The 21835-nt window shown below is 66.5% G+C and carries 24 protein-coding genes; 4 read left to right on the top strand and 20 right to left on the bottom strand.

Annotated elements, in window-relative coordinates:
• Positions 1–50 precede the first annotated feature (50 nt).
• The gene (flhA, locus tag C1932_RS09395; protein ID WP_108761941.1) at positions 51–2156 is read right to left on the bottom strand and encodes a flagellar biosynthesis protein FlhA; all 2106 of its coding nucleotides are present in this window, start codon (positions 2154–2156) and stop codon (positions 51–53) included.
• Positions 2153–3283: a flagellar biosynthesis protein FlhB gene (gene flhB / locus C1932_RS09400; protein ID WP_108753026.1), complete on the bottom strand. Its 1131-nt coding sequence runs from the start codon at positions 3281–3283 to the stop codon at positions 2153–2155. The genes flhA and flhB overlap by 4 nt, the downstream gene beginning before the upstream one ends.
• A gap of 204 nt (positions 3284–3487) precedes the next feature.
• Here flhB and C1932_RS19800 point away from each other — a divergent pair, with 204 nt between their 5' ends.
• From C1932_RS19800 to C1932_RS09410, 4 genes are read left to right on the top strand one after another with little or no spacing between them, the layout of a single operon-like run.
• Positions 3488–3811 carry a hypothetical protein gene (locus tag C1932_RS19800; RefSeq protein WP_159094518.1) on the top strand — a complete coding sequence of 108 codons (324 nt, stop codon included), beginning with the start codon at positions 3488–3490 and terminating at the stop codon, positions 3809–3811.
• A 13-nt stretch (positions 3812–3824) separates the two neighbouring features.
• The gene (locus tag C1932_RS09405) at positions 3825–4802 is read left to right on the top strand and encodes a radical SAM protein (RefSeq protein ID WP_108761942.1); all 978 of its coding nucleotides are present in this window, start codon (positions 3825–3827) and stop codon (positions 4800–4802) included.
• A gap of 12 nt (positions 4803–4814) precedes the next feature.
• Positions 4815–5060, top strand: a complete 246-nt coding sequence (locus C1932_RS19805; protein ID WP_159094519.1) for a hypothetical protein — start codon at positions 4815–4817, stop codon at positions 5058–5060.
• A gap of 23 nt (positions 5061–5083) precedes the next feature.
• Positions 5084–5527, top strand: a complete 444-nt coding sequence (locus C1932_RS09410; RefSeq protein ID WP_108761943.1) for a hypothetical protein — start codon at positions 5084–5086, stop codon at positions 5525–5527.
• Positions 5528–5625: 98 nt separating this feature from the next.
• On the opposite strand, the gene C1932_RS09415 is transcribed toward C1932_RS09410, so the two are convergent.
• The 18 genes from C1932_RS09415 to C1932_RS09500 all read right to left on the bottom strand — a co-directional run bounded on the left by C1932_RS09415 (position 5626) and on the right by C1932_RS09500 (position 21834).
• Positions 5626–7743, bottom strand: coding sequence for a bifunctional diguanylate cyclase/phosphodiesterase (locus tag C1932_RS09415; protein ID WP_108761944.1), 2118 nt, complete (start codon positions 7741–7743; stop codon positions 5626–5628).
• Between the two features lie 167 nt (positions 7744–7910).
• Positions 7911–8702 carry a flagellar biosynthetic protein FliR gene (fliR, locus tag C1932_RS09420; protein ID WP_108749552.1) on the bottom strand — a complete coding sequence of 264 codons (792 nt, stop codon included), beginning with the start codon at positions 8700–8702 and terminating at the stop codon, positions 7911–7913.
• A gap of 13 nt (positions 8703–8715) precedes the next feature.
• Positions 8716–8985: a flagellar biosynthetic protein FliQ gene (locus tag C1932_RS09425; protein ID WP_005413254.1), complete on the bottom strand. Its 270-nt coding sequence runs from the start codon at positions 8983–8985 to the stop codon at positions 8716–8718.
• 69 nt (positions 8986–9054) lie between these two features.
• Complete coding sequence (fliP, locus tag C1932_RS09430; RefSeq protein ID WP_108761945.1) at positions 9055–9831, bottom strand: flagellar type III secretion system pore protein FliP; 777 nt, start codon at positions 9829–9831, stop codon at positions 9055–9057.
• Position 9832: 1 nt separating this feature from the next.
• On the bottom strand, positions 9833–10240 hold the full coding sequence (gene fliO / locus C1932_RS09435; RefSeq protein ID WP_108749554.1) for a flagellar biosynthetic protein FliO: 408 nt from the start codon (positions 10238–10240) through the stop codon (positions 9833–9835).
• Positions 10237–10572: a flagellar motor switch protein FliN gene (fliN, locus tag C1932_RS09440; RefSeq protein WP_108761946.1), complete on the bottom strand. Its 336-nt coding sequence runs from the start codon at positions 10570–10572 to the stop codon at positions 10237–10239. Before fliN ends, fliO begins: the two co-directional genes overlap by 4 nt.
• Positions 10569–11573 (bottom strand): flagellar motor switch protein FliM, encoded by a 1005-nt coding sequence (gene fliM / locus C1932_RS09445; protein ID WP_108761947.1) that lies wholly within the window; start codon positions 11571–11573, stop codon positions 10569–10571. The genes fliN and fliM overlap by 4 nt, the downstream gene beginning before the upstream one ends.
• Positions 11574–11583: 10 nt before the next feature.
• Complete coding sequence (locus C1932_RS09450; protein ID WP_108749557.1) at positions 11584–12099, bottom strand: flagellar basal body-associated FliL family protein; 516 nt, start codon at positions 12097–12099, stop codon at positions 11584–11586.
• Positions 12100–12249: 150 nt separating this feature from the next.
• Positions 12250–13431, bottom strand: a complete 1182-nt coding sequence (locus tag C1932_RS09455; protein WP_108761948.1) for a flagellar hook-length control protein FliK — start codon at positions 13429–13431, stop codon at positions 12250–12252.
• Positions 13431–13898, bottom strand: a complete 468-nt coding sequence (fliJ, locus tag C1932_RS09460) for a flagellar export protein FliJ (RefSeq protein WP_108749559.1) — start codon at positions 13896–13898, stop codon at positions 13431–13433. The genes C1932_RS09455 and fliJ overlap by 1 nt, the downstream gene beginning before the upstream one ends.
• Before the next feature lie 3 nt (positions 13899–13901).
• A complete protein-coding gene (locus tag C1932_RS09465; protein WP_108761949.1) occupies positions 13902–15284 on the bottom strand; it encodes a FliI/YscN family ATPase in 1383 nt (460 codons plus the stop codon).
• Positions 15281–15922 (bottom strand): FliH/SctL family protein, encoded by a 642-nt coding sequence (locus C1932_RS09470; protein ID WP_108749561.1) that lies wholly within the window; start codon positions 15920–15922, stop codon positions 15281–15283. Before C1932_RS09470 ends, C1932_RS09465 begins: the two co-directional genes overlap by 4 nt.
• Entirely contained in the window at positions 15919–16905 is a 987-nt protein-coding gene (gene fliG / locus C1932_RS09475) for a flagellar motor switch protein FliG (protein WP_108751550.1), read from the bottom strand. The genes C1932_RS09470 and fliG overlap by 4 nt, the downstream gene beginning before the upstream one ends.
• Before the next feature lie 7 nt (positions 16906–16912).
• Positions 16913–18559 (bottom strand): flagellar basal-body MS-ring/collar protein FliF, encoded by a 1647-nt coding sequence (fliF, locus tag C1932_RS09480; RefSeq protein WP_108753038.1) that lies wholly within the window; start codon positions 18557–18559, stop codon positions 16913–16915.
• Positions 18560–18571: 12 nt separating this feature from the next.
• Entirely contained in the window at positions 18572–18937 is a 366-nt protein-coding gene (gene fliE / locus C1932_RS09485; protein WP_108749563.1) for a flagellar hook-basal body complex protein FliE, read from the bottom strand.
• Positions 18938–19356: 419 nt separating this feature from the next.
• Complete coding sequence (locus tag C1932_RS09490) at positions 19357–19773, bottom strand: hypothetical protein (protein WP_108761950.1); 417 nt, start codon at positions 19771–19773, stop codon at positions 19357–19359.
• A gap of 178 nt (positions 19774–19951) precedes the next feature.
• Positions 19952–21460, bottom strand: coding sequence for a sigma-54 dependent transcriptional regulator (locus C1932_RS09495; RefSeq protein WP_108761951.1), 1509 nt, complete (start codon positions 21458–21460; stop codon positions 19952–19954).
• Positions 21457–21834: a response regulator transcription factor gene (locus C1932_RS09500; RefSeq protein WP_049460600.1), complete on the bottom strand. Its 378-nt coding sequence runs from the start codon at positions 21832–21834 to the stop codon at positions 21457–21459. Before C1932_RS09500 ends, C1932_RS09495 begins: the two co-directional genes overlap by 4 nt.
• Position 21835: the final 1 nt, after the last annotated feature.

Raw genomic sequence — 21835 nt, forward strand, 5'->3', positions numbered from 1 at the left:
TGCTGCAAGTGAAGAGTGGTGTCTGTTTTCTGGCGCTGCGGTGGGCGGCGTCAGCTGATCGTTCCGACCAGCTTCAGGCGCTTGTCCTCCGGCACCTCGCTGTAGGCCAGGACCGACAGCGAGGGAACGCTGTGGCGGACCAGGCGGGCCAGCGCGGCGCGCACCGGGCCCGGTACCAGCACAACCGCGGGCTCGTTGCGGGCTTCCTGCTTGCTGACACATTCGGCCAGGCTCTGGTGCAGTCGCTCAGCGAGTCCGGGTTCCAGCGCGGCGCCGTTGCCCTGCGTGGACTCCTGCAAGACACGTTCCAATTGCGGGTTGAGGGTGAACACCGGCAGCTCCGCCGACATTCCGGCGATCTCCTGCACGATGAAGCGGCCCAGCGCGTTGCGCACGGCAGCGGTAAGGGTGGCCGGGTCCTGGCTGGACGGGGCGTGCTCGACCAGCGCTTCGGCGATCTTGCGCAGCTGGCGGATCGGAATGCGTTCGATCAGCAGGTTCTGCAGCACACGCACCACTGCCGACAGCGGCAGCGCCTTGGGCGTCAGATCTTCGACGAGCTTGGGCGCGCTCTTGCCCAGGTTGGCCAGCAGGTGCTGCACTTCTTCGTGGCCCAGCAGTTCCGGCGCGTGCTCGCGGATCAGGTGCGACAGGTGGGTGGCGACCACGGTGGCCGGGTCGACCACGGTGTAGCCCAGGGTTTCGGCCTGTGCGCGCTGGTGCGGCTGGATCCAGGTGGCGTCCAGGCCGAAGGCGGGGTCCTTGCCGGCAATGCCATCCAGCGGGCCCAGCGCACTGCCCGGGTCCAGCGCCAGTTCGCGGTCGGGGTGGATTTCGGCGGTGGCCACCGGCACGCCGTGCACCAGTACGCGGTAGGCGTTGGCGGCCAGTTCCAGGTTGTCGCGGATATGCACCGAAGGAATCAGGAAGCCGACGTCCTGGGTCAGCTTGCGGCGCACGCCCTTGATGCGCGCCATCAGTTCGCCGCCCTGGTTGCTGTCCACCAGTGGAATCAGGCGATAGCCCACTTCCAGGCCCAGCGGATCGACCGGGCGCAGTTCGTCCCAGCTCAGTTCGGCGGTCGGTGCCGGCGCGGCGGGGCGGCCCAGCGCGTTCACCGGGCCGTTCTCGCCGGCCGTGGCGGCGGCATCGGCCGCCGGCAGCTGGGTCTTGCGGTACAGCTTCCAGGCAATGAAGCCGAGGATCGCGGCCAGCGTCAGGAAAGCGACGTTGGGCATGCCCGGCACCAGGCCGACCAGGCCGATGATGCCTGCGGTGATGGCCAGCGCGCGGTACTGGCCGAACACCTGGCCGGTCATGGCCTGGGCCATGTCCTGCGAACGCGAGGCGCGGGTGACCAGCATGGCCACGGCGCTGGACACCAGCAGGGCCGGCAGCTGCGCCACCAGGCCATCACCGATGGACAGCAGGGTGTAGGTGGCCGCCGCTTCACCGAACGGCATGCCATGCTGCAGCACGCCCACGGCCAGGCCGCCCAGCATGTTGATGAACAGGATCAGGATGCCGGCGATCGCATCGCCGCGGATGAACTTGCTGGCGCCGTCCATCGCACCGTAGAAGTCGGCTTCCTCGCGCACTTCCTCGCGGCGTGCCTTGGCTTCTTCACGCGTCAGCAAACCGGCGTTCAGATCGGCGTCGATGGCCATCTGCTTGCCGGGCATGGCGTCCAGGATGAAGCGCGCGGTCACTTCGGACACGCGGCCGGCACCCTTGGTGATGACCACGAAATTGATGATGGTCAGGATCGCGAACACCACGATGCCGACCGCGTAGTTGCCGCCGATCACGAACTCGCCGAAGGCGGCGATCACCTTGCCGGCTGCTTCGTGGCCGTTCTGGCCATTGAGCAGAATGACGCGGGTGGAGGCCACGTTCAGCGCCAGGCGCAGCATGGTGGTGACCAGCAGCACGATGGGGAAGATGGTGAAATCCAGCGGACGCTTCACGTAGACCACCGCCAGCAGCACCATCAGCGAGATGGCGATGTTGAAGGTGAACAGCGCATCCAGCACCGGGGCGGCCAGCGGCACCACCACCATGGCCAGCAGGGCCAGCACGATCAGCGGCGCGCCAAGACCCTGGCGGATCATGTCGAGCACGCGGCGGCTGTTGAAACCAGAGGTCTGGGCGTTCATGGGCGGCCTCCAGTGCCGAATTCATCCACATCGATGTGGGGAGTGGACGGCATCGGGCCGGTCCGCCAGCTGCGCAGCTGGTAGACGTAGGACAGCACCTGGGCGACGGCTGAATACAGTCTCACGGGAATTTCCTTGCCGAGTTGACCCTCCCGATACAAGGCGCGTGCCAAAGGCGGGGCCGAGACGATGGCCACCTTGTTGCCGTCGGCCACTTCACGGATGCGCAGGGCGGTTTCGTCCACGCCCAGGGCGACCACGGTGGGGGCACTCATGCGGCTGCCTTCGTACTTCAGGGCCACGGCGTAGTGGGTGGGGTTGACCACCACCACGTCGGCGGTGGGCACCGCTTCCATCATGCGGCGGTTGGCCATCTGCTGCTGCAGCTGGCGGATGCGCCCCTTCACTTCGGGGCTGCCTTCGCTTTCCTTCATTTCCCGGCGCAGCTCTTCACGGGTCATCTTCAGCTTGCGCATCCAGTTCCAGCGCTGGTACGGCGCATCGATGGCGCCCAGCAGCAGCATGGCGCCGGCGGTGGCCAGCAGCAGCTTCAGGGTGAAGGCCAGGCCATGGCCGATGGCCGATTCCAGTGGCTGGTGCAGCAGGCCGCGCAGGGCATCAAAGCTGCTGGCAAAGACCAGCGCGGCCGCGGCGCCGACAAAGCCCACGCGCAGCAGCGACTTGGTGAACTCGGCCACGGCCTCGGCACCCCACATGCGCTTCAGGCCGGCGATCGGGCTGAGCCGCTTGGGGTCGGGCATCAGTGATTTGTTCGACCAGCGCAGCCCGCCCATCACCAGCGGCGACAGGAAGCTGGCCAGGAAGCAGACCACCAGCAGTGGCCAGCAGGCCAGGATCAGGCGCAGGAACAGCCAGCCGAAGTGGCCGAACAAGGCTTGCGGGTTCTGCCACAGGGCCGGTTCGGGGCTGAGCGCGGCGCGCATCCAGGCATGGCCGCCGGCGGCAATGGAGCTGCTGGTGGCCATGATGGCGATGACCGCCGCTCCGAACACCGCCACGGTGGCCAGCTCGCGCGAACGCGGGATGTTGCCCTGTTCACGAGCGTCGCGCAGGCGTTTTTCTGTGGGCTGTTCGGTTTTTTCGCCTGCGTCTTCGTTCTCGGACATCGCGGTGCACTACGGCGGGGAGTGCCGGGGTGCTTGCAAGAACTGTTCCGAAATGTCTCAGGGCATTTCAGCGGTCCATTGTTCCCGTCCGCTGACGGCTACCCCTATCTGCAGGGTCGGGTAAATCCGACAATCCACTGCTCGAGACGGTGGTGTAGGAAAATACCCACGCAAAGATAATGTTGACAGAAAGTAACAGGCGCGATGATGATCGGTCCTGTGTCACCTGTATTGCTGGAACAAGCAACGTTCTTCCAACGAGGAAATGTAGCCATGGCAGTTCAAGGGATTGATCCTTCGACCATCTCTGTGTCGAAGCAGGGGAGGGTTCGTCATCAGGACCTTTACGCGAGCGGGTTGGCTGAGAACATCGGCACTGTCGTCAAGGCTGGCGGCGCCAACGATCTCTGCACGAACCAAGGGTCGTGCAGGGGCACCAACATCGACTGCACCAACAGTGGAGCCTGCGGCGGCTCCAAGAACATCGGCAGCTGCAACCTTACCAGCGAACACCCCATCTTCGAATAGGAGGATTTCACCCATGGTAAGTGAAGCCTCCCTGGCGGGTGCATTGTCCAACAGGCGGTTTGAGCTGATCGTACTGCCGACCGAGAAATGCAACTTCCGTTGTACCTACTGCTACGAAGATTTCCAGATCGGCAGGATGAAGCGAAGGACCATCGATGGGATAAAGAAGCTCATTGAGGTCAGAGTGCGTGACATCGACGACTTCACGCTATCCTGGTTCGGCGGTGAGCCCCTGCTGGCTGAGGGCGTGGTGCGTGAGATTGGTGGATTCGCGCATGCGCTGTGCGAATCAAGCGGCATCCAGTTCCACGGCGCCCTGACCACCAATGCATATACGTTGCAGAGGAGTCTGTTCGATGATCTCGTCGCAATCAGGCACAACAATTACCAGATAACCCTCGACGGCGATGCGGAGTGGCACGACCGAACTCGGCTTCTGGCGAACAAGTCCGGCACGTTCGATGTCATCTGGAACAATCTCGTTCAGATGCAGGGTCTCCAGCAGGACTTCCGGATAACTCTGCGCCTCCATGTGCATTCGGAGAACATCGAATCTGTCCGCCGGCTTTACAGCAATGTGCAACAGACATTCGGCGCTGATGATCGCTACCAGGTGTTCTTCCACCGTGTCTCAAACCTCAGTGGTGAAAAAGGCATTCCGCAGACAGAGCTGGGGTTCTCCAGATATCAGCAGGTGCTGGCCTACATCACGGGCGGGCAGGAGATCGGGGAGCCGGCCAAGGCGACGTCCGAAGCAAGTCTGGATGACTACATCTGCTATGCCGCCAGGCCCAATTCACTGCTCGTGCGTGCTGATGGCCGTATCGGCAAGTGCACAGTGGCGCTGAATGATCCGCGTAATGATGTAGGCCGCCTGCTGGATGACGGAACGCTTGACCTGGACCAGCAGCAGCTGCGGAGATGGTTCGAGGGTTATCGCACGATGGATGCGCGGACGCTTTCCTGCCCGCTTTCGACTCTTCCCGCGTAAAGGAGATACCCGGTGATCGACAGCATTGATCCTTCAGATATTGCAGTGACGTCATCCGGTGCGGTGAGCATCAACGACGAAGCAGCACAGTCTCTGCAGCGCAGGGGCGACCGTATCAGCCCCATGGCGAACAGCGGCTGTTCCAATCCAAGCTGCAACGTCAGCTGCACCAATACCACTGACTGTACCGGCACGAACAACCGGGGCTGCACCAACCGTCATATCTGCTATGTCGAAGATGTCCCGGTTCTCGAATAAGCCACTTTTGGGAGGAATGATCCATGGAAAAATTCGATGATCGTCGTCGCCAACTGCTGAGGTTGGCCCCCATGGGGGCCGCAGCATTGCTGGTGGGCGGCGTAGGGGCCGCAACCGCTGCGCCTGCGGCCAACAGATCCGTAACGGCCAGGCAATCAGGCGCGGCCGCTACGCTGGATTTTCTGGTCAAGGTGGACTCGCTGGATCCGCACGTGCAAGCCCGCAACAGTTCCGTGATTGTCGAGGTCAAGGAGAACCAGGCGTTCAATCTTCTTGCCACGCCGCTGTCGGCGCCCTATCTGTTACGTGTCGTACGCGATGCTGACGCCAGTACTGGAGGGTACGACATGTTTACGGTGTCGCTCCTGGATGCAAAGGGCCGCCCGCTTGAACAGTCCATCATCGATGAGACGTCTACCGTGCGATTTGTTCGGCAGCAGATATCCATCAACCTGCGGGTGAAATAGCCTGCTGCTGGCTCTGCGCAGCGCATGATCGCCGTCCACACGCTCAGTTCGTGTGGACGGCGGCGCCGCAGCCGGCCGGGGGTGCAACCCACCACCGCTCAGCGCGGCGGTGGGTTGGCCAGCTCCACCCGCGGCCGGGGCAGGTCATGCAACTGCATGAAGCGGGCCGGGTCCACCGGGCGGCCCAGCAGGTAGCCCTGCAGGTAGTCACAGCCCAGTCGTTCCAGATAGGCGCGCTGCGGCGCGGTTTCCACGCCTTCGGCCACGATATCCATGTCCAGCGCGTGGCCCAGGGCCACAATGGCCGACACGATCACCACGTCTTCCGGGCTGTGTTCCAGATCGCGCACGAAGGCGTGATCGATCTTGATTTCGGTGGCCGGCAGGCGCTTTAGGTACAGCAGGCTGGAATAGCCGGTGCCGAAATCGTCGATGGAAATGCCCACGCCCAGCGCCGACAGGCTCTGCAGCAGGCGCAGGCTGGTGTCGGTATCGCGCATCACCGTGCTTTCAGTGATTTCCAGCACCAGGTGGCGCGGGGTGACGGCGTAGCGTTCGATCACGTCTTGCACATCGCGCAGCAGGTGCGGCGAACTGAACTGCACCGGCGACAGGTTCACCGACATCGACCAGCCGTCATGGCCGGCATCGTGCCAGCGGCGCAACTGCTGGCAGGCCTGTTCCAGCGCCCAGCGACCGATATCGTGGATGGCACCGCTGCGCTCGGCCAGGCGGATGAAGCGGTCCGGCGGGATCAGGCCCTGTTCGGGATGGCGCCAGCGGATCAGCGCCTCGGCACCGGCCACGGCCTGCGAGGCCACGCGGATCTTCGGCTGGTAGTGCAGGAACAACTGGTCGGTGCCGATGGCCCGGCGCAGGTCGGCCAGCAGGCGGAACTGCTGTTCGGCGCTGTCGTTCATCCAGTCGGAAAACAGCACGAAGGCGTTGCGGCCCGATTCCTTGGCCTGGTACATCGCCGCATCGGCAAAGGCCATCAACTGGCGTTCGCTGGCGGCGTGGTCGGGACAAATGGCAATGCCGATGCTGGCGGTCACCTGCAGTTCGTTGTCGGCCAGCAGCGGGCCGCCGCCCACCGCTTCCAGGATGCGCCGGGCCAGGGTTGGCAGGTCTTCGTCGTGTTCTATGCGCACCACCAGCACGAACTCGTCACCGCCCAGCCGGGCCAGCATGTCGTTGGGCCGCAGCAGCTGGCGGGTGCGTTCGGCCACGGCCACCAGCAGGGCGTCGCCGGCCTGGTGGCCATAGGCATCGTTCACCTGCTTGAAGCCGTCCAGATCCATGAACATCACCGCGAAGCGGCTGCCGCGCTGTTCGGCCTCGGCCAGCGCCTGCACGATCCGGCGCTGCAGCAGCAGGCGGTTGGGCAGGCGGGTAAGGGGGTCGTGCAGTGCGGCCTGGGTCAGTTCCTGCTGGGCGTCGGTGAGCGAGGTGCTGAGCAGCGAATTGCGCAGCCGAAGCAGCTGCGCTTCCACCCGCTGTTCCAGCCAGGACACCACCAGCACCACCGCCAGGATGGCCACGGTCAGCACCACCACCATCACCGCCAGCCACGTGCTGCGCAGGCCATCGCCGACGGCGGCACCGCACACGCTGCCTTCCGGGAAGCGGGCGGCGGCCATGCCGGTGTAATGCATGCCCACGATGGCCAGGCCCAGCAGGCCGGCGGCGGTCAACCGATCAACGTTGCGGGTGTTCTGCGCGCGCAGCCGGAAGGCCACGTACAGCGCGGTCCACGATGCAGCCACGGCCACCAACAGCGACAGCGCCAGCCACACTGGCTGGTAGTCGATGCCCGGCTGCATGCGCAGCGCGGCCATGCCCACGTAGTGCATGCTGGCAATGCCGGTGCCCATCAGCAGCGCGCCGCCGGCCAGGCGGCCATGCGGCAGGGTGTGCAGTGACACCAGCCACAGCGCGAACACCGACGAGGCGATGGCCAGCGCCAGCGACACCAGGGTGATGGGCAGGTCGTAACCCAGCGGAATGGGCAGGTCGAAGGCCAGCATGCCGATGAAGTGCATGGACCAGATGCCCAGCCCCATGGCAAACCCGCCGCCCAGCCGCCACCACCAGGTGGCACCGCGACCAGGTGCAGTCACCGTGCGCCCGGCCATGGCCAGGGCGGTATACGAAGCCATGACGGCAACCAGCAGCGATGTGGCCACCAGCCATGGGTTGTACGTGCCTACCAGCATTCGTCAGTCTCCCGGACCTGCCTGTCAACGGAAAAACTACGGTGGGGCAAGGCTACGGCAAGCGGCCGTACAGAACGCGGGCCGCGTGCGGCGCCCCCTGGTCGCCGCCCATTCACTGTAACGCGTTACAGGGGGGGCAGGGCAATCAACAGGATGTGATGAAGTTCTCACTGAGTGACGGCGCCAGCGGCCTCGAACGCAGCGTCGAACATGCGCTGCACCGGTGGGCCCATTTCACCGGCCAGCAGTGCCAGCAGGAACAGGCCCAGCAGCAGCGATACCGGCAGGCCCAGCTGGATCGGGTTCAGTGCGGGCGCGGCGCGGGCTAGCACACCGAAGGCCAGGTTGACCGCCAGCATGGCCACCACCAGCGGTATGGCCAGGGTGAGGCCGCCGCGCAGTACGGTCAGCAGGAAGGTGGGGGCGATGCTGAAGAAGGCATGCGGGTCGGGCAGCGGCGCGCCGATAGGCAGGGCGCGGTAGCTGTCCACTACCAGCGAGATCAGTGCCAGATGTCCGTTGGCGGTGAAGAACAGCAGGCCGAACAGCAGGTAGAACCACTGCCCGATCACACCGGAGGTGCCGCCACGCAGCGGGTCGCTCATCTGCGCGAAGGCCAGGCCGGTGCCCTGGGCGACCAGCTCGCCCGCCAGAGCGCCGGCTTCGAAGATCAGCCGCAGCAGGAAGCCGATGGACACACCGATGGCCAGTTCGCGGGCAATGGTGAGCACGGTGGCGGCGTCGAAGCCGGTCCAGTCCGGTACCGGCGGCAGCAGTGGGGCCAGCGCGATGGACAGCGTGGCCGCCAGCATTACCCGCACGCGGGCCGGCACCGCGCGGGTACCGACCATGGGCATGGCCATGGCCACCGCGCCGAAACGCAGCAGTGTCCACAGCACGGTGCCGATCATGCCGAAGGCCTGCAGGCCGTCGGCGGCCATCTGGGTGGCGGCGTCCATGGCGGCGCGGTTCCTAGCCGATCAGGTGTGGAATGCGCTGGAACAGCAGCGTGGTGAACTCGACCAGGTGGCCGATCAGCAGGCTGCCGAGCGCAAACAATACGGCGGTGAGTGCTGCGGCCTTGGCCACGAAGGCAATGGTGGGCTCGTTCAACTGGGTCGCGGCCTGCACCACGCCCACCACCACGCCAACCACCAGCACGGTCAGCAGCAGCGGGCCGGCCACCCACAGCACGGTAATCAGGCCGCCACGCAGTTCAGTCAGGGCAAGTTCGGGAGACATCGTTGTTCCATTTGCTTTGGGTAGAGTCGAGCCATGCTCGACTGCTGTGCTCGACTGCTGTTGCTGCAATCAAGCCGGATTGAAGCTGGCCGCCAACGTACCTACGGTCAGCACCCAGCCATCGACCAGCACGAACAGCAGGATCTTGAACGGCGCCGACACCAGCATCGGCGACAGCATCATCATGCCCATCGACATCAGCACGCTGGCCACCACCAGATCGATGATCACGAACGGAATGAAGATCAGGAAGCCGATCTCGAAGGCGGTCTTCAGCTCGCTGGTGACGAACGAGGCGACCAGCACCGGGAACGGAATCGCATCGGGGCTGGCATAGGTGCCGTGGCCGGCAATGCCGGCGAAGGTCATCAGGTCGGTTTCGCGGATCTGCGCCAGCATGAAGGCGCGCAGCGGCTGGGTGGTCAGCGTCCAGGCGGTCTGGAAGTCGATATCGCCGTTCAGGTACGGCGCCATGCCGGTGCTCCAGGCCTTGTCCCAGGTCGGCAGCATGATCATCGCGGTCAGGAACAGGGCCAGGCCCAGCAGCACCTGGTTGGACGGCGTCTGCCCGGTGCCCAGCGCCTGGCGCAGCAGGCCCAGCACGATGATGATGCGGGTGAACGATGTCAGCACCAGCAGCATCGACGGGATCAGGGTGATCGCCGTCATCAGCAGCAGGGTCTGCAGCGGCAGGCTGACCGGTGCGCCGCCGATCTTGCCCACGTTTACATCGGGCAGCGACGGCGGTGCGCCCGGCGCGGCAAACGCCAGCGCGGGCAGCAGGCACAGGGCGATCAGGATCAGCCACGGCATCAGGGTGGCGAAGCGGGAACGGGTCACGCGCATGTCAGGGGTCCTTGCGCAGCCGCTGTTGCAGCAGCTGGGCGAAATTCGGCAGGTTCTTCAGGTCCGGCACGCGCACCGGCGCCGGCGGCGGCAGGGGCTCGGACAGGGTATGCAGGGTGTTGATGCTGCCGGCGGTGACGCCCAGCAGCAGCTGCTGGCCGTTTACTTCCACCACCACCACGCGTTCCTTGGCGCCCACGGTCAGGCTGGCTACCAGCTTCATGCCTTCGGCCGGACGGAAGCCGCTGCCGGGCAGGCGCTTGAGCAGCCAGCCCAGGCCGATCACCAGGGCCAGCACGGCCAGCAGGGCCAGCACCGCACCGAACAGGCTCGGTGCGGTGGCGGCATGCTGGCCGATCTGCGGCGTTGCCTTCGCAGCGGCCTGCGCGGTGGCCAGCAGCAGGCTCAACGCAGTCTCCGGATCCGCTCGCTCGGGCTGACCACGTCGGTCAGGCGCACGCCGAAGCGGTCGTTGATCACCACCACTTCGCCGTGGGCGATCAGGGTGCCGTTGACGAACACGTCCAGCGATTCGCCGGCGCCGCGTTCCAGTTCCACCACCGAGCCCTGGTTGAGCTGCAGCAGGTTGCGGATCGGCAGGCGGGCGCGGCCGACTTCCAGCGACAGTGTCACCGGCACGTCCAGGATCACGTCCAGGTTCAGGTCCGGACCCTGGGTTTCATCGGCCAGCAGGCTGCCGAACTGGGCCGGGGTCGGTTCGAGGGCGTCGATATCGTTCATTGCGGGTCTTCCTGGATGACGGGTACGCGCGGGCGGGTCCCCGGCGGATGGGTAGCGGTGACTTTCACGGCGTTCATGCCGTTGGCGATGCCGAATTCGCCGGTGAACACGGGAATGTTTTCAACGCACAGCGGCACCTGGGTGTTCAGCTCGATCGGCAGGATGTCGCCCACCTTCAGCTGGGTCAGGTCACGCAGGGTCATGCGCTTGCTGGCCAGCACGCTGGACAGCGTCACTTCGGCGATGTCGAGCTGTTCGCGCAGCATCACGCCCCAGCTGGCATCGCGGTCGTTGCGATCGCTCTGGATGCCGGCGTCCAGCAGTTCGCGGATCGGCTCCAGCATCGAATACGGCAGGGTGACGTGGATATCGCCGCCACCGCCGTCCAGTTCCACGTGCAGGCGGCACACCACCACGTATTCGCGCGGGGTGACGATGTTGGCGAAGTGCGGGTTGATTTCCGAATTGATGTACTCGAAATCCACTTCCATCACCGGCGCCCAGGCTTCGCGCAGATCGGCGAAGGTCTGCTTCAGCAACAGGTGGATCACCCGCATTTCGGTGGCGGTGAATTCGCGGCCTTCGATGCGGGTGGGGTAGCGCCCGTCGCCGCCGAAGAAGTTGTCGACGATGGCGAACACCAGGGTCGGCTCGAATACGATCAGGCCGGTGCCACGCAGCGGCTTGAAGCGGATCAGGTTCAGGTTGGTCGGCACATACAGCGAATGCATGTAGTCGTTGAACTTGATCAGCTCGATTCCGCGCACGGACAGTTCGGCCGAGCGGCGGATCAGGTTGAACAGACCGATGCGCCACAGGCGGGCGAAACGCTCGTGCACCATTTCCAGCGTGGGCATGCGACCGCGGATGATGCGGTCCTGGCTGGCGAAGTCGTACGAACGCGCTTCGCCGGACGGCGGCTCCGGCTCGGTTTCGACCGCGCCGCTGTCCACGCCATGCAGCAGGGCATCGATCTCATCCTGGGACAGCAGGTCATTCATCGGTAGGCCCTTACTGGGTCACGAAGCTGGTGAACAGCAGATCGTCGGCGCCGTTGCTGCCGGTCTCGGCCTTCAGCACTTTCTGCACGGCGGCCAGCGCTTCGCCCTGCAGCTTCTGCTTGCCGGCCACGTCGGCAATCTGCTCGGGGCTGACCTGCGAGAACAGCATCAGCAGGTTGGCGCGCAGTGCCGGCGCATGGGTCTTGATCGCCTCCAGCGCGGCGGCGTCGCGGGTCATCAGCTGCACTTCCACCTGCAGGTAGCGCGGGCCATCAATGGGGCCGTTCAGGTTGACCACGAACGCCGGTTCCAGCGCGAAGTACTGGGCCGGGGCCGGGGTGGCGCCCTTCTTCGGGGCTTCGGCGGTGGCCGGTTCGTGCTTGCTCTGGGTGAAGAACCAGACGCCGGCGCCGGCGGCACCTGCGGCCAGGACGGCCACCAGGGCGGTGATGAGCAAAGGACTGCGCGGCTTGGCGCTCTTGTCCTTGTCGGCGGTCTTCTTGGTTTTGTCAGCGGCTGCGGCCACGGGGTGAAGCTCCTCAGGGGTTGCTTCACAGGGCTATGCAAGGGGTGTGCCGCAATGCTGGGGAAGGGCGGCGACGGAATTCCGTCGGTAGCGCCGGGCCGTGCCCGGCGGACTATCGGGGTGCCGCCGGGCATGGCCCGGCGCTACCGGTTACGCGTAGGCGTCCAGCAATCCGCGCTGGCGGATCAGCTGCGCCGCCGACACCGTGGTGTCGCCCAGCGACGTTTCTCCGTCACCGATCCGGCCGTTGCCGCTGCCGGTGTTCTGGCCCGACGTTCCGCCGTCGCCGCTGTTGTGGTGGCCCACATCGGCGTGGGCCAGCTGGAAGCCCTGTTCGCCCAGCAGTTCGCGCAGGCGCGGCAGGCTGCTTTCCAGCGCCTGGCGCACATCCACGTGCGGGCTGCTGAAGCTGGCATGCACCTTGTCACCGTTCATCTGCAGGCGCACGTCCACCGGGCCCAGGTCTTCGGGGTTCAGGGTGATGTGGGCGTGGCCGATCTTCTGGTCCGCCAGCCAACCGACGCGTGCACCGATGGCCAGGTCGAAACCATCATCGCCCAGCACCGGGATGGGGGTGGGTTCGCCGTTGAACACCGGCGTGCGGGCCAGCGCGGCCTTCAGGTCCTGCAGGGCGGCGGGCAGGGCCACCTGCAACGGTGCGGTCACGCTGCGATCGCTGCCGAACAGGCTGTCCGCATCGTCTGCGCCATCCAGCGCGGTCTGTGCCAGCACGGTGCCGGGCAGCGGCAGTTCGATGGCTTCGCCATCGGCATCCGGTGCGGTAGTGGTGGCGGCTACGCCCGTGGCCGCAGGCGCGGTGGCCGGCGTAGCGGTGGTGGCCGCGGCGGGCTGCGTGGCAAGCGCCGCAGGCGCGGCGCTGGGCAGCGCGTCGGCATCGGTGCCCGTGGCGGTGGGCAAGGCAGGCGCGCTGGGATCGGCGACCGGCGGCACCATCAGCGCCAGCCCGGCCAGGCCCAGTGGTGGCCAGGGCGCGTCGTCGCTGTCGGTCGCGGCGTCCTTGTCGGTGGCCGGTGCGGTGGTGTCAGTGGTGCTGGCGGCCACCTCGGTCGTTGCCGCGTCGGGGTCGGTGGCATCGGTTGAACTGGCTGGCGGGGTACGCGCATCTGCGTTGCCCGCATCGGCGTTGCTCGCCTTGCTCGCCGGCTTCGACGGGGTGCTGGCGGTCTTGGCCGCAGGCGTATTGCCGCCGCCCTGCAGCATCTGGTCGAAACCGCTGCCGCTGCTGCCGTCGCTGCGGCTGCTGCGCGTACTGCTGCCGGTGGAACCGGTAGCGTTGGCGGCGGTGCTGTTGCCGGTCAACAGGGAAGGCATCACGCGCGGCCTCCCTGCGGGTCGCTGTCCGGGTCTGCGGCCTGCGCCAGGCGCGCGCGGCGTGCGCCGATGTCATCCATCTCGCGCTGATCGCGGCGGTCGGTCACCACCTTTTCCTGTGCACGGTAGCTGGCGGCCAGCTGCTCCAGCACGGCTTTGTCACGGCTGGCCAGGATCAGGCGCGCGCGTTCGGCTTCCACCTTTTCGCGGTTGCCGTTCACGGTCTGCTGCTGCTGTTCCACCGCGCTGTCCAGGCGGTCCAGGAAGGCACGGCGGTTCAGCAGCTGCGCCGGACTGGTGGCGGCCATCTGTGCGTTGGCGTACTCCTCGGCATAGCGGCGCAGTTCATCCAGCCGCGACAGATGGGTGTCCAGCACGCGCTGGCGCTCGGCCAGGTCGCGGGCCACCGCGTCTTCGTGTTCCTGGGCCCGCTTCAGCAGTGGGTCGATGCGCTTGGACTGTGTCATGGCTTAGTTCTCTTGTTCCACCAGGCGCTGCAGCGCGGCCTGGCTGTGCGGAAGATCGGCGGCCTTGGCCACGTCCTGGCCGAGGAATTCCATGATTTCCGGCCAGCGTTCCAGTGCTTCGTCGGTCGCAGCATCGTTGCCACGCTGGTACGCGCCAATGGCGATCAGATCGCGGTTGGCCGAGTAGGCCGACACCAGGCGCTTCAGCTTGCGGATGCGCAGGCGCCACGGCTCGTCGGCGATTTCCGTGACTACGCGGCTGACCGACGATTCCACGTCGATGGCCGGGTACAGGCCACTGTCGGCCACCCGGCGCGAGAGCAGGATGTGGCCATCCAGGATCGCGCGTGCCGCATCGGCAATCGGGTCCTGCGGGTCATCGCCTTCGGTCAGCACGGTGTAGAACGCGGTGATCGAGCCGCGCCCCTTGGCGCCGTTGCCGGCACGTTCCACCAGCGCCGGCAGTTTGGCGAACACCGACGGCGGGTAGCCGCGGGTGGTGGGCGGTTCACCCACCGACAGGCCGATCTCGCGCTGGGCCTGGGCGAAGCGGGTGAGCGAATCCATCAGCAGCAGGACGTTCAGGCCCTGGTCGCGGAACCATTCGGCAATGGCGGTGGCCCGGTAGGCGCCGTGCAGGCGCGCCAGCGGCGGCCGGTCGGCCGGACTGGCCACCACCACCGCGCGGCGCAGGCCTTCCTCGCCCAGGGTGGTTTCAACGAAATCGCGCACTTCGCGGCCACGTTCACCGATCAGCCCGACCACGATCACGTCGGCGGCGGTGTAGCGGGTCATCATGCCCAGCAGCGTCGATTTACCGACACCGGAGCCGGCGAACAGACCCACGCGCTGGCCACGGCCGATCGGCAGCAGTGCATTGATCGCGCGCACGCCCACGTCCAGCGGCTGGGTGATGGGTTCGCGCGCCAGCGGGTTGATCGACACGCCCGCCATGCCGACATGGCCTTCGGCACGGATCGGGCCCTTGCCATCCAGCGGCACGCCGTCGCTGTCGATCACCCGGCCCAGCAGGCCTTCGCCCACTTCTACGCCGCCACGGCGGGCCGAGGGCACCACCCGTGCGTTGGGCAGCAGGCCGTGCAGCTCGGCGCTGGGCATCAGGTAGGTGCGTTCGCCGGCGAAGCCGACCACTTCGGCATCCACCCAGCCACCATCGACCACTTCCACTTTGCAGCTGGCGCCCAGCGGGGCCTCGCAGCCCACCGCTTCCAGGGTCAGGCCCACCGCGCGGCGCAGCACGCCCTCACGGATCAGGCCGCGGCCGTGTGCGGTATCCACGCGCAGGCTGTCCAGACGGCCGGCCAGGCGCAGGTTGCGGGCAATGGTCCAGTCCGCCGGCGGCGGCAGGTGCGGTTCGGTGTTCATGCATTGGCTCCGGTCTGGCGGATCACCGCATCCAGGGCGCCGCGCAGGCGTGCTTCCAGGGTGCCATCCACGCGCACCGCTTCGGCGTGCACGCGCAGGTCGCCGCGGCTCAGGCTGGTGTCGGGCACCAGCCGCTGCTGCGGTGACAGGGTCAGCAACGGCGACAGCGCGGCGATGTCATCGGGGTGCAGGCGCACTTCCACCTCGCGGGTGGCGCCGCCCACTGCGTCCACGGCTTCACCCACCAGCTGCGCCAGCAGCGCGGGGTCGGCCTCGTAGGCGCGGCCGACCAGGGCGCCGGCAATGCGCACGGCCAGCTCGCCCAGCGCGCCGACCACTTCATTTTCCAGGCGCACCAGCGGGCGGCTGAAGTTGTCCAGGATGCCTTCGATCTGCGCGACCAGGCGGCGCACCTCGGCCTGGCCCTGGCCATAGCCATCGCTGTGGCCCTGGGCAAAGCCTTCCTTCTCCGCACTGTCCTGGATCGCCTGGATCTCTTCCAGCGTGGGCAGCTGCAGTACCGGCTCCGGCTCGTGCTCCGGGTCGGGCTCGGTCAGTTCGAACACATCCTCCTGCTCCAGCTCGGGTTCGGGCTGGGCCAACAGGTCCGGGGCGAGCCAGCGCACGACATTGCTCACAGCATGGCCTCCGCGCTGCCGCCGATGGTGACCGTGCCTTCATCGGCCATGCGCTTGACGATGGCCAGGATCTCGCGCTGCGCGCCTTCCACGTCGGACAGGCGCACCGGGCCGCGTGCTTCCATGTCCTCCAGCAGGATTTCGGCGGCACGCTGGGACATGTTGCGGGTGATCTTGTCGCGCACCTTGATGTCGGCGCCACGCAGGGCCAGGCCCAGGCGCTCGCCGCTGACTTCGCGCAGCACCAGCTGCATTTCGCGGTCGTCCAGATCCACCAGGTCGTCGAACACGAACATCAGGTCCTGGATGCGGCCACTGAGCGGCGCGTCGATGCGCGCGATCTCGCCCAGGATCGCCTGGTCCTGGCCACTGTCCATGAAGTTGAGGATATTGGCCGCGCACTGCACGCCGCCGATGTTGGACGACTTCAGGTTCTGGTTGCCGGCGAACTGGCGTTCCATGATCTCGTTCAGTTCGTTCAACGCATTGGGTGGGATGCCGTCCAGCGTTGCGATGCGCAGCAGCACGTCCACGCGGGTTCGCTCGGGCAGCAGTTTCAGCGCGTCGGCGGCCTGGTCGGTTTCCAGATGGGCCATCACGATGGCGATGATCTGCGGGTGCTCGTTGCGCACCAGATCGGCCACCGCGCGCGGGTCCATCCACTTCAGTGCATCCAGGCCGGTGGTGTTGCGGCCCAGCAGGATGCGGTCGATCAGATTGCCGGCCTTCTCGCTGCCCAGCGCCTGCACCAGCATGTTGCGGATGTAGTCGTCCGAACCCACGCCCAGCGAGGTCTTCGAGCCCAGTTCCTGGCTGAACTGGTCCATCACCCGTTCCACCTGCTCGCGGGTGATGTCGGTCATGGTGGCCATGGCGATGCCGATCTTCTGCACTTCCTTGGGTTCCATGTGGCGCAGCACTTCGGCCGCATCCAGTTCACCCAGGGACAGCAGCAGCACGGCAGCGCGCTGCACGCCGGTCAGTTGTGCCTCAGTCATTGGCCACCCAGCCCTTGACCACCTGGGCCACGCGCTTGGAGTCGGTCTTTACGGCTTCACGGGCCATCCGCAGTCGTTCCTCATATGAATCCACCGGCAGGGCCAGTGCTTCGGCCCCGCCCAGGCTGACCCGGTCGGCGCCCAGCGCCGGCAGCGGGGTGCCATCGTCATCCACCAGCTGCACGTCCGCGCTGTGCGGTTCCAGTGCAGCGTCGTCGTCCTTCTTGGTCTGCCCGGTGATGGCGCGCAGGGCAGGGCGCAGCACGCCGAACAGCAGCGCCAGCACCACGATGGCACCCAGCAGCATGCGGCCGGCATCGTGCACCCACGGCAGTTCCCACCAGGCCGGGCCTTCCACCGGGGTGGTATCGCGCACGAACGGCGCGTTCATCACCGACACGGTATCGCCGCGTTCTGCGTTGAAGCCCACGGCCTGCTTCACCAGCGCTTCCACGCGGGTCAGCTCGGCGGCCGACAGCGGCTGCGGGGTCACCTTGCCATTGGCGCCGGCACGCGGCACGTTGTCCACCAGCACCGCCACCGACACCCGCTTGATGCGGCCGGCCGGCTGGCGGGTGTGCTGCAGCGTGCGGTCCAGTTCGTAATTGCGGGTGGCGTTCTTGCTGCTTTCGGTCGGGGTCTGCGCGGTGGGCGGTGCGGCCGGCTGGCCCGGCGGGCTGTTGCTGGTTGCGCCCGGCACGCCCTGCGGGCCCGGCGTGGTGCTGGTGTTCTCGCTCATCTGCTCGCTGCGCAGCTTCTGCGGTTCACCGTTGTAGAGTTCGCGCGCCTCCTCGGTCACCGAGAAGTCCATGTCCACGCTCACTTCCGGATTCACCCGGCCCGGGCCGGTCATCGGTTCCAGCAGTTCGCGGATGCGCTGGTTGAACGAGGTTTCCTGGCGGCGCACCTGTTCGAACTGTGCGGCATTGACCGCCGCTTCGCTGTTGGGGTCGCTCACGCTCAGCATGCGGCCGCTCTGGTCGACCACGGTCACCCGTTCCGGGGCCAGGTCGGGAATGCTGGCGGCCACCATGTGCACGATGGCATCGACCTGGCTGCGTTCCAGCTGCTGGCCGCCACGCAGTTCCAGGGTGACCGAGGCGCTGGCCACGTCACGCTGGCGGGTGAAGGCGCTGGGCTTGGGAATGGCCAGGTGCACACGCGAATCGCGCACCGGGCGCAGGGTGTTGATGGTGCGCGACAGCTCGGTTTCCATGGCGTGCTGGTAGCGCGCACTTTCCACGAATTGGCTGACGCCGAAGCCCGGATCGCGCTCCATCAGTTCAAAACCCAGCTTGCCGCTGTCGGTCAGACCGGAACCGGCCAGCTTCAGGCGCGCATCGTGCAGGTTCTTTTCCGGCACGGTGATGCCGCCGGTGGCCGGATCCAGCTCGAACGGAATCTGTGCGGCGCGCAGCAGGTCGGTGGCTTCGGCGGTGGCCTTCTGGTCCAGGCCGGTATACAGCGGCACCATGCCCGGCTTCTGTGCCCAGAAGAACACGGCAAGGCCTGCCGCCACCGCCACGGCGATCATCGCCATCAGACCCAGGCGGCGGGTGATCTGCAGACTTTGCAGCCGATCGAACCACTGTCCGGCCTTCTCGGCGTTCAGGGATTCCTTGGAGAGCGTCAGTGCCATGCGGTTGGATCCTTACAGCGGCATGTTCATCACGTCCTGGTAGGCCTGGACGAGACGGTTGCGGACTTCCACGGTGGCGCGGAAGGCGATCTGAGACTGCTGCGAGGCGACCATCACCTTGGCCAGGTCGGCGCTGGGGTCGCCCATTTCGAAGGCCTTGGCCAGGGCGCCGGAGGTCTGCTGGGCGTCGTTCACGCTGGACAGGGCGCCGCGCAGGGTTTCGGTGAAGCTGGGCGGCTGCACCTGCGGCGCATCCAGCACCGCGTTGGGCAGGGCATTGCTGCGCGGCGCTTCGGCCAGCGGGTTGAGCGCGGGCTGTCCCATCTGGGTCTGATAGGAGCGGATCTGGGAAAGGATCGAAGTGACGGAGTGGGACATCTGCAACGGTTCCAGAAACAGGGATGGGGGCGTTCGTCTGGAAGCAATGCAAGCGGCGTGCCGAAACCGGTTTTTGATTCAGTGTGGTGAGGGTGGGGGTGTGTTCCTGGCAGGGCTTGCAGTCCTGCACCCGCTGTAGAGTCGAGCCATGCTCGACTGAAGCAACGTCAAAAGCTGGTTTCCTGGGGTTGGCGGGGTGGGTCCGGTTGCGGGGGACGCCGCAAGTACGTCTCTGTAGGCTTGGCCGCGGCATCCATGCCGCGGACACCACCGCAACCGGACCCACCCCGCCTTCGACAGTTGGTCGCGATCTGTCGGAACGGCATCGTGCTCTGGTAGGTGTCGACCTTGGTCGACACAGTAGATCCACGCCATGCGTGGATGGTGCGGTGCCATTTAACCGGCGTCGGTTTTCTGGCCTATGGCTGCAGGGTCCAGCGGCCGGAATTCTGGCGCTGTCGGGGGGCCATGGGGCCGTCGTGCTGGGTGTAGATGAAACGGCCCTGGTTCGGGGTCAGGCAGGTCAGCAGCAGGGTGTAGCGGGCTGGGCCGTCGGGGTGGGCTTCGACCATCTGGAGTTCCGCGGCGTGCGGGGCCAGGCGCTGGTAGCGGTAGCTGCCGCCGATGCGGATATCGGTGCCCAGTACATCGAGCGTGTGAGCGTTCGTGCCGAAGCTGACCTGCACCACGCGTCCGGCGTTGGGGTTGTCGGGCGCGTACAGCGGATCGCTGAGGTTGGTGAACTGGCGCTGGTCCAGTGTCGCGGGCAAGGTGCAGTCGGCGGCGGTGGCCAGGGTCGGGCAGAGCAGGGCGATGAGTATTGCTGAACGATGCATGGCGGAACCTCCGTAAGGTGTCCCTGCCATGGTCCGCAGTGCGATGCCGATGTCTTTAGGAAAACGTGCAAATGCAAAAGGGTCGGATCCCTTTCCAGCGGAAAGGGCTCCGACCCCTCTGGGATCGCGTGGGGTCAGATCCCTCCCGAAGGGAGGGCTCTGACCCCGGTGCCTGCGGTCAGCTGGCCAGTTCGGCCGGTTCGCGTTCGATGCCGTACTTGCGCAGCTTTTCCACCAGGGTGGTGCGGCGCAGGCCGAGCAGTTGAGCGGCGTGGGCGACCACGCCCTGGGTGCGTTCCAGGGCTTCGTTGATCAGGCCCAGTTCGATGTTGGCCATGTGGTTGCGCAGGTCCAGGCCGTCGTCGGGCAGGGCCGCCGGGGCATTGGCGCGGTTCACCGCAATGCCGTGCTCCAGCGCCGGCTGGCCGCCGCTGCCGGGGGTGTGGAAGGAGAAGCTGCGCAGGTCCAGGCGGTCTTCGCTGCTGGCCACGGGCGCCGGGGCGGGGGCGGGCACCACCGGGGCCAGCGCGGCATCGCCGCGGTAACGGGCCGGCAGGTCCTGCACGCGCACCGAGCCGCCTGGGTGCAGCACGGCCAGGCGCTCGACCAGGTTGGTCAGTTCGCGCACATTGCCCGGCCATTCGTAGCCGGCCAGCGCCTGTAGGGCTTCAGGGGTGAAGCGCACTTCGCCACGGCCGGTGCGGGCCAGCTGCGCGGCGATGGTTTCCACCAGCGCAGGCAGATCTTCGCGGCGCTCGCGCAGGGCCGGCACATCAATCGGGAATACGTTCAGGCGGTAGAACAGATCCTCGCGGAACTTGCCTTCGGCGATGCGCGTTTCCAGATCGCGATGGGTCGCGGCGACCACGCGCACGTTGCAGCGGATGGTCTGGTTGCCGCCCACGCGCTCGAAGCTGCGTTCCTGCAGCACGCGCAGCAGCTTCACCTGCATCGGCAGGCTCATGTCGCCGATTTCGTCCAGCAGCAGGGTGCCGCCCTCGGCCATTTCGAAACGGCCCTTGCGCGCGGTCAGTGCGCCGGTAAAGGCGCCCTTTTCGTGGCCGAACAGTTCGCTTTCCAGCAGGTCGGCCGGAATGGCGCCGCAGTTGATCGCAACGAACGGGCCGTCACGGCGCGGCGAGCGCTGGTGGATGGCGCGCGAAACGACTTCCTTGCCGGTGCCCGATTCGCCCAGCACCAGCACGGTGGTGTCGAAGGCGGCCACCTGTTCGATCATGGTGCGCAGGGTGGTCACCGCCGGGCCGGTGCCGGTCGGGCCCTGGTCCTGCACGGCGCCGGCCTGGTGCTCGGCATCCAGCCGCTTCAGGCTGGCACGGCGCAGCAGGGCTTCCATCTGCGCATGGCGCAGCGGTGATTCCAGCGGCCAGATGTTGGCTTCGTGCAGGCCATGCTGGTGGGCGAACGTGGCGGCATCGCCATCGGCCAGCAGCACCGGCGGCGGTAGGCTGCTGCCCCCCAGCCACGCATACAGCGCGGTGCTGGCGGGGCTTTCGTCCAGGCTGCCGACGATCACCGCCATCCAGTCGTTCTGGCGCTGGCGGCCCAGGTCGAAATCGGCCGCGTCGGAGACCCAGCGCGGGTTGAAATCCATGAATTCCAGCAGGGCAACGGTGCGCTCGGCGCGCACGGCATCGTTGTCCAGTACCAGGATGCGCGATTCGCTCACGATCTATCCTCCCTGAGGCCTTCCAGGATCGGCATGACTTCCTGGATATAGGACAGCTTGCTGACGAAATTGTCGGCGCCGGCGCGCAGCGCGTGTTCGCGGTGCTCGACGTCGTCGAAGTGGCTGGCAATCACGATGTACGGGGCATCATCCTGCGATTTGATCAGGCGGGTGGCCTGCAGGCCGCCCATTTCCGGCATGGCCAGATCCATCAGCACCACCTGCGGGCGCAGGCTTTCCGAGCGCTCGATTGCTTCCAGGCCGTTGCCTGCGCTGCCAACGATCTGCAGCCAGTCGATCTTGCGGAAATGACGCATGGCGGCGTTGATGAAACCTTCATGGTCATCGACCAGCAGCACTGTGAGCTTGTTCATG

Origin of the sequence: Stenotrophomonas sp. YAU14D1_LEIMI4_1, assembly GCF_003086815.1 — a bacterium.
In the GTDB taxonomy this organism is placed as follows: Bacteria; Pseudomonadota; Gammaproteobacteria; order Xanthomonadales; family Xanthomonadaceae; genus Stenotrophomonas.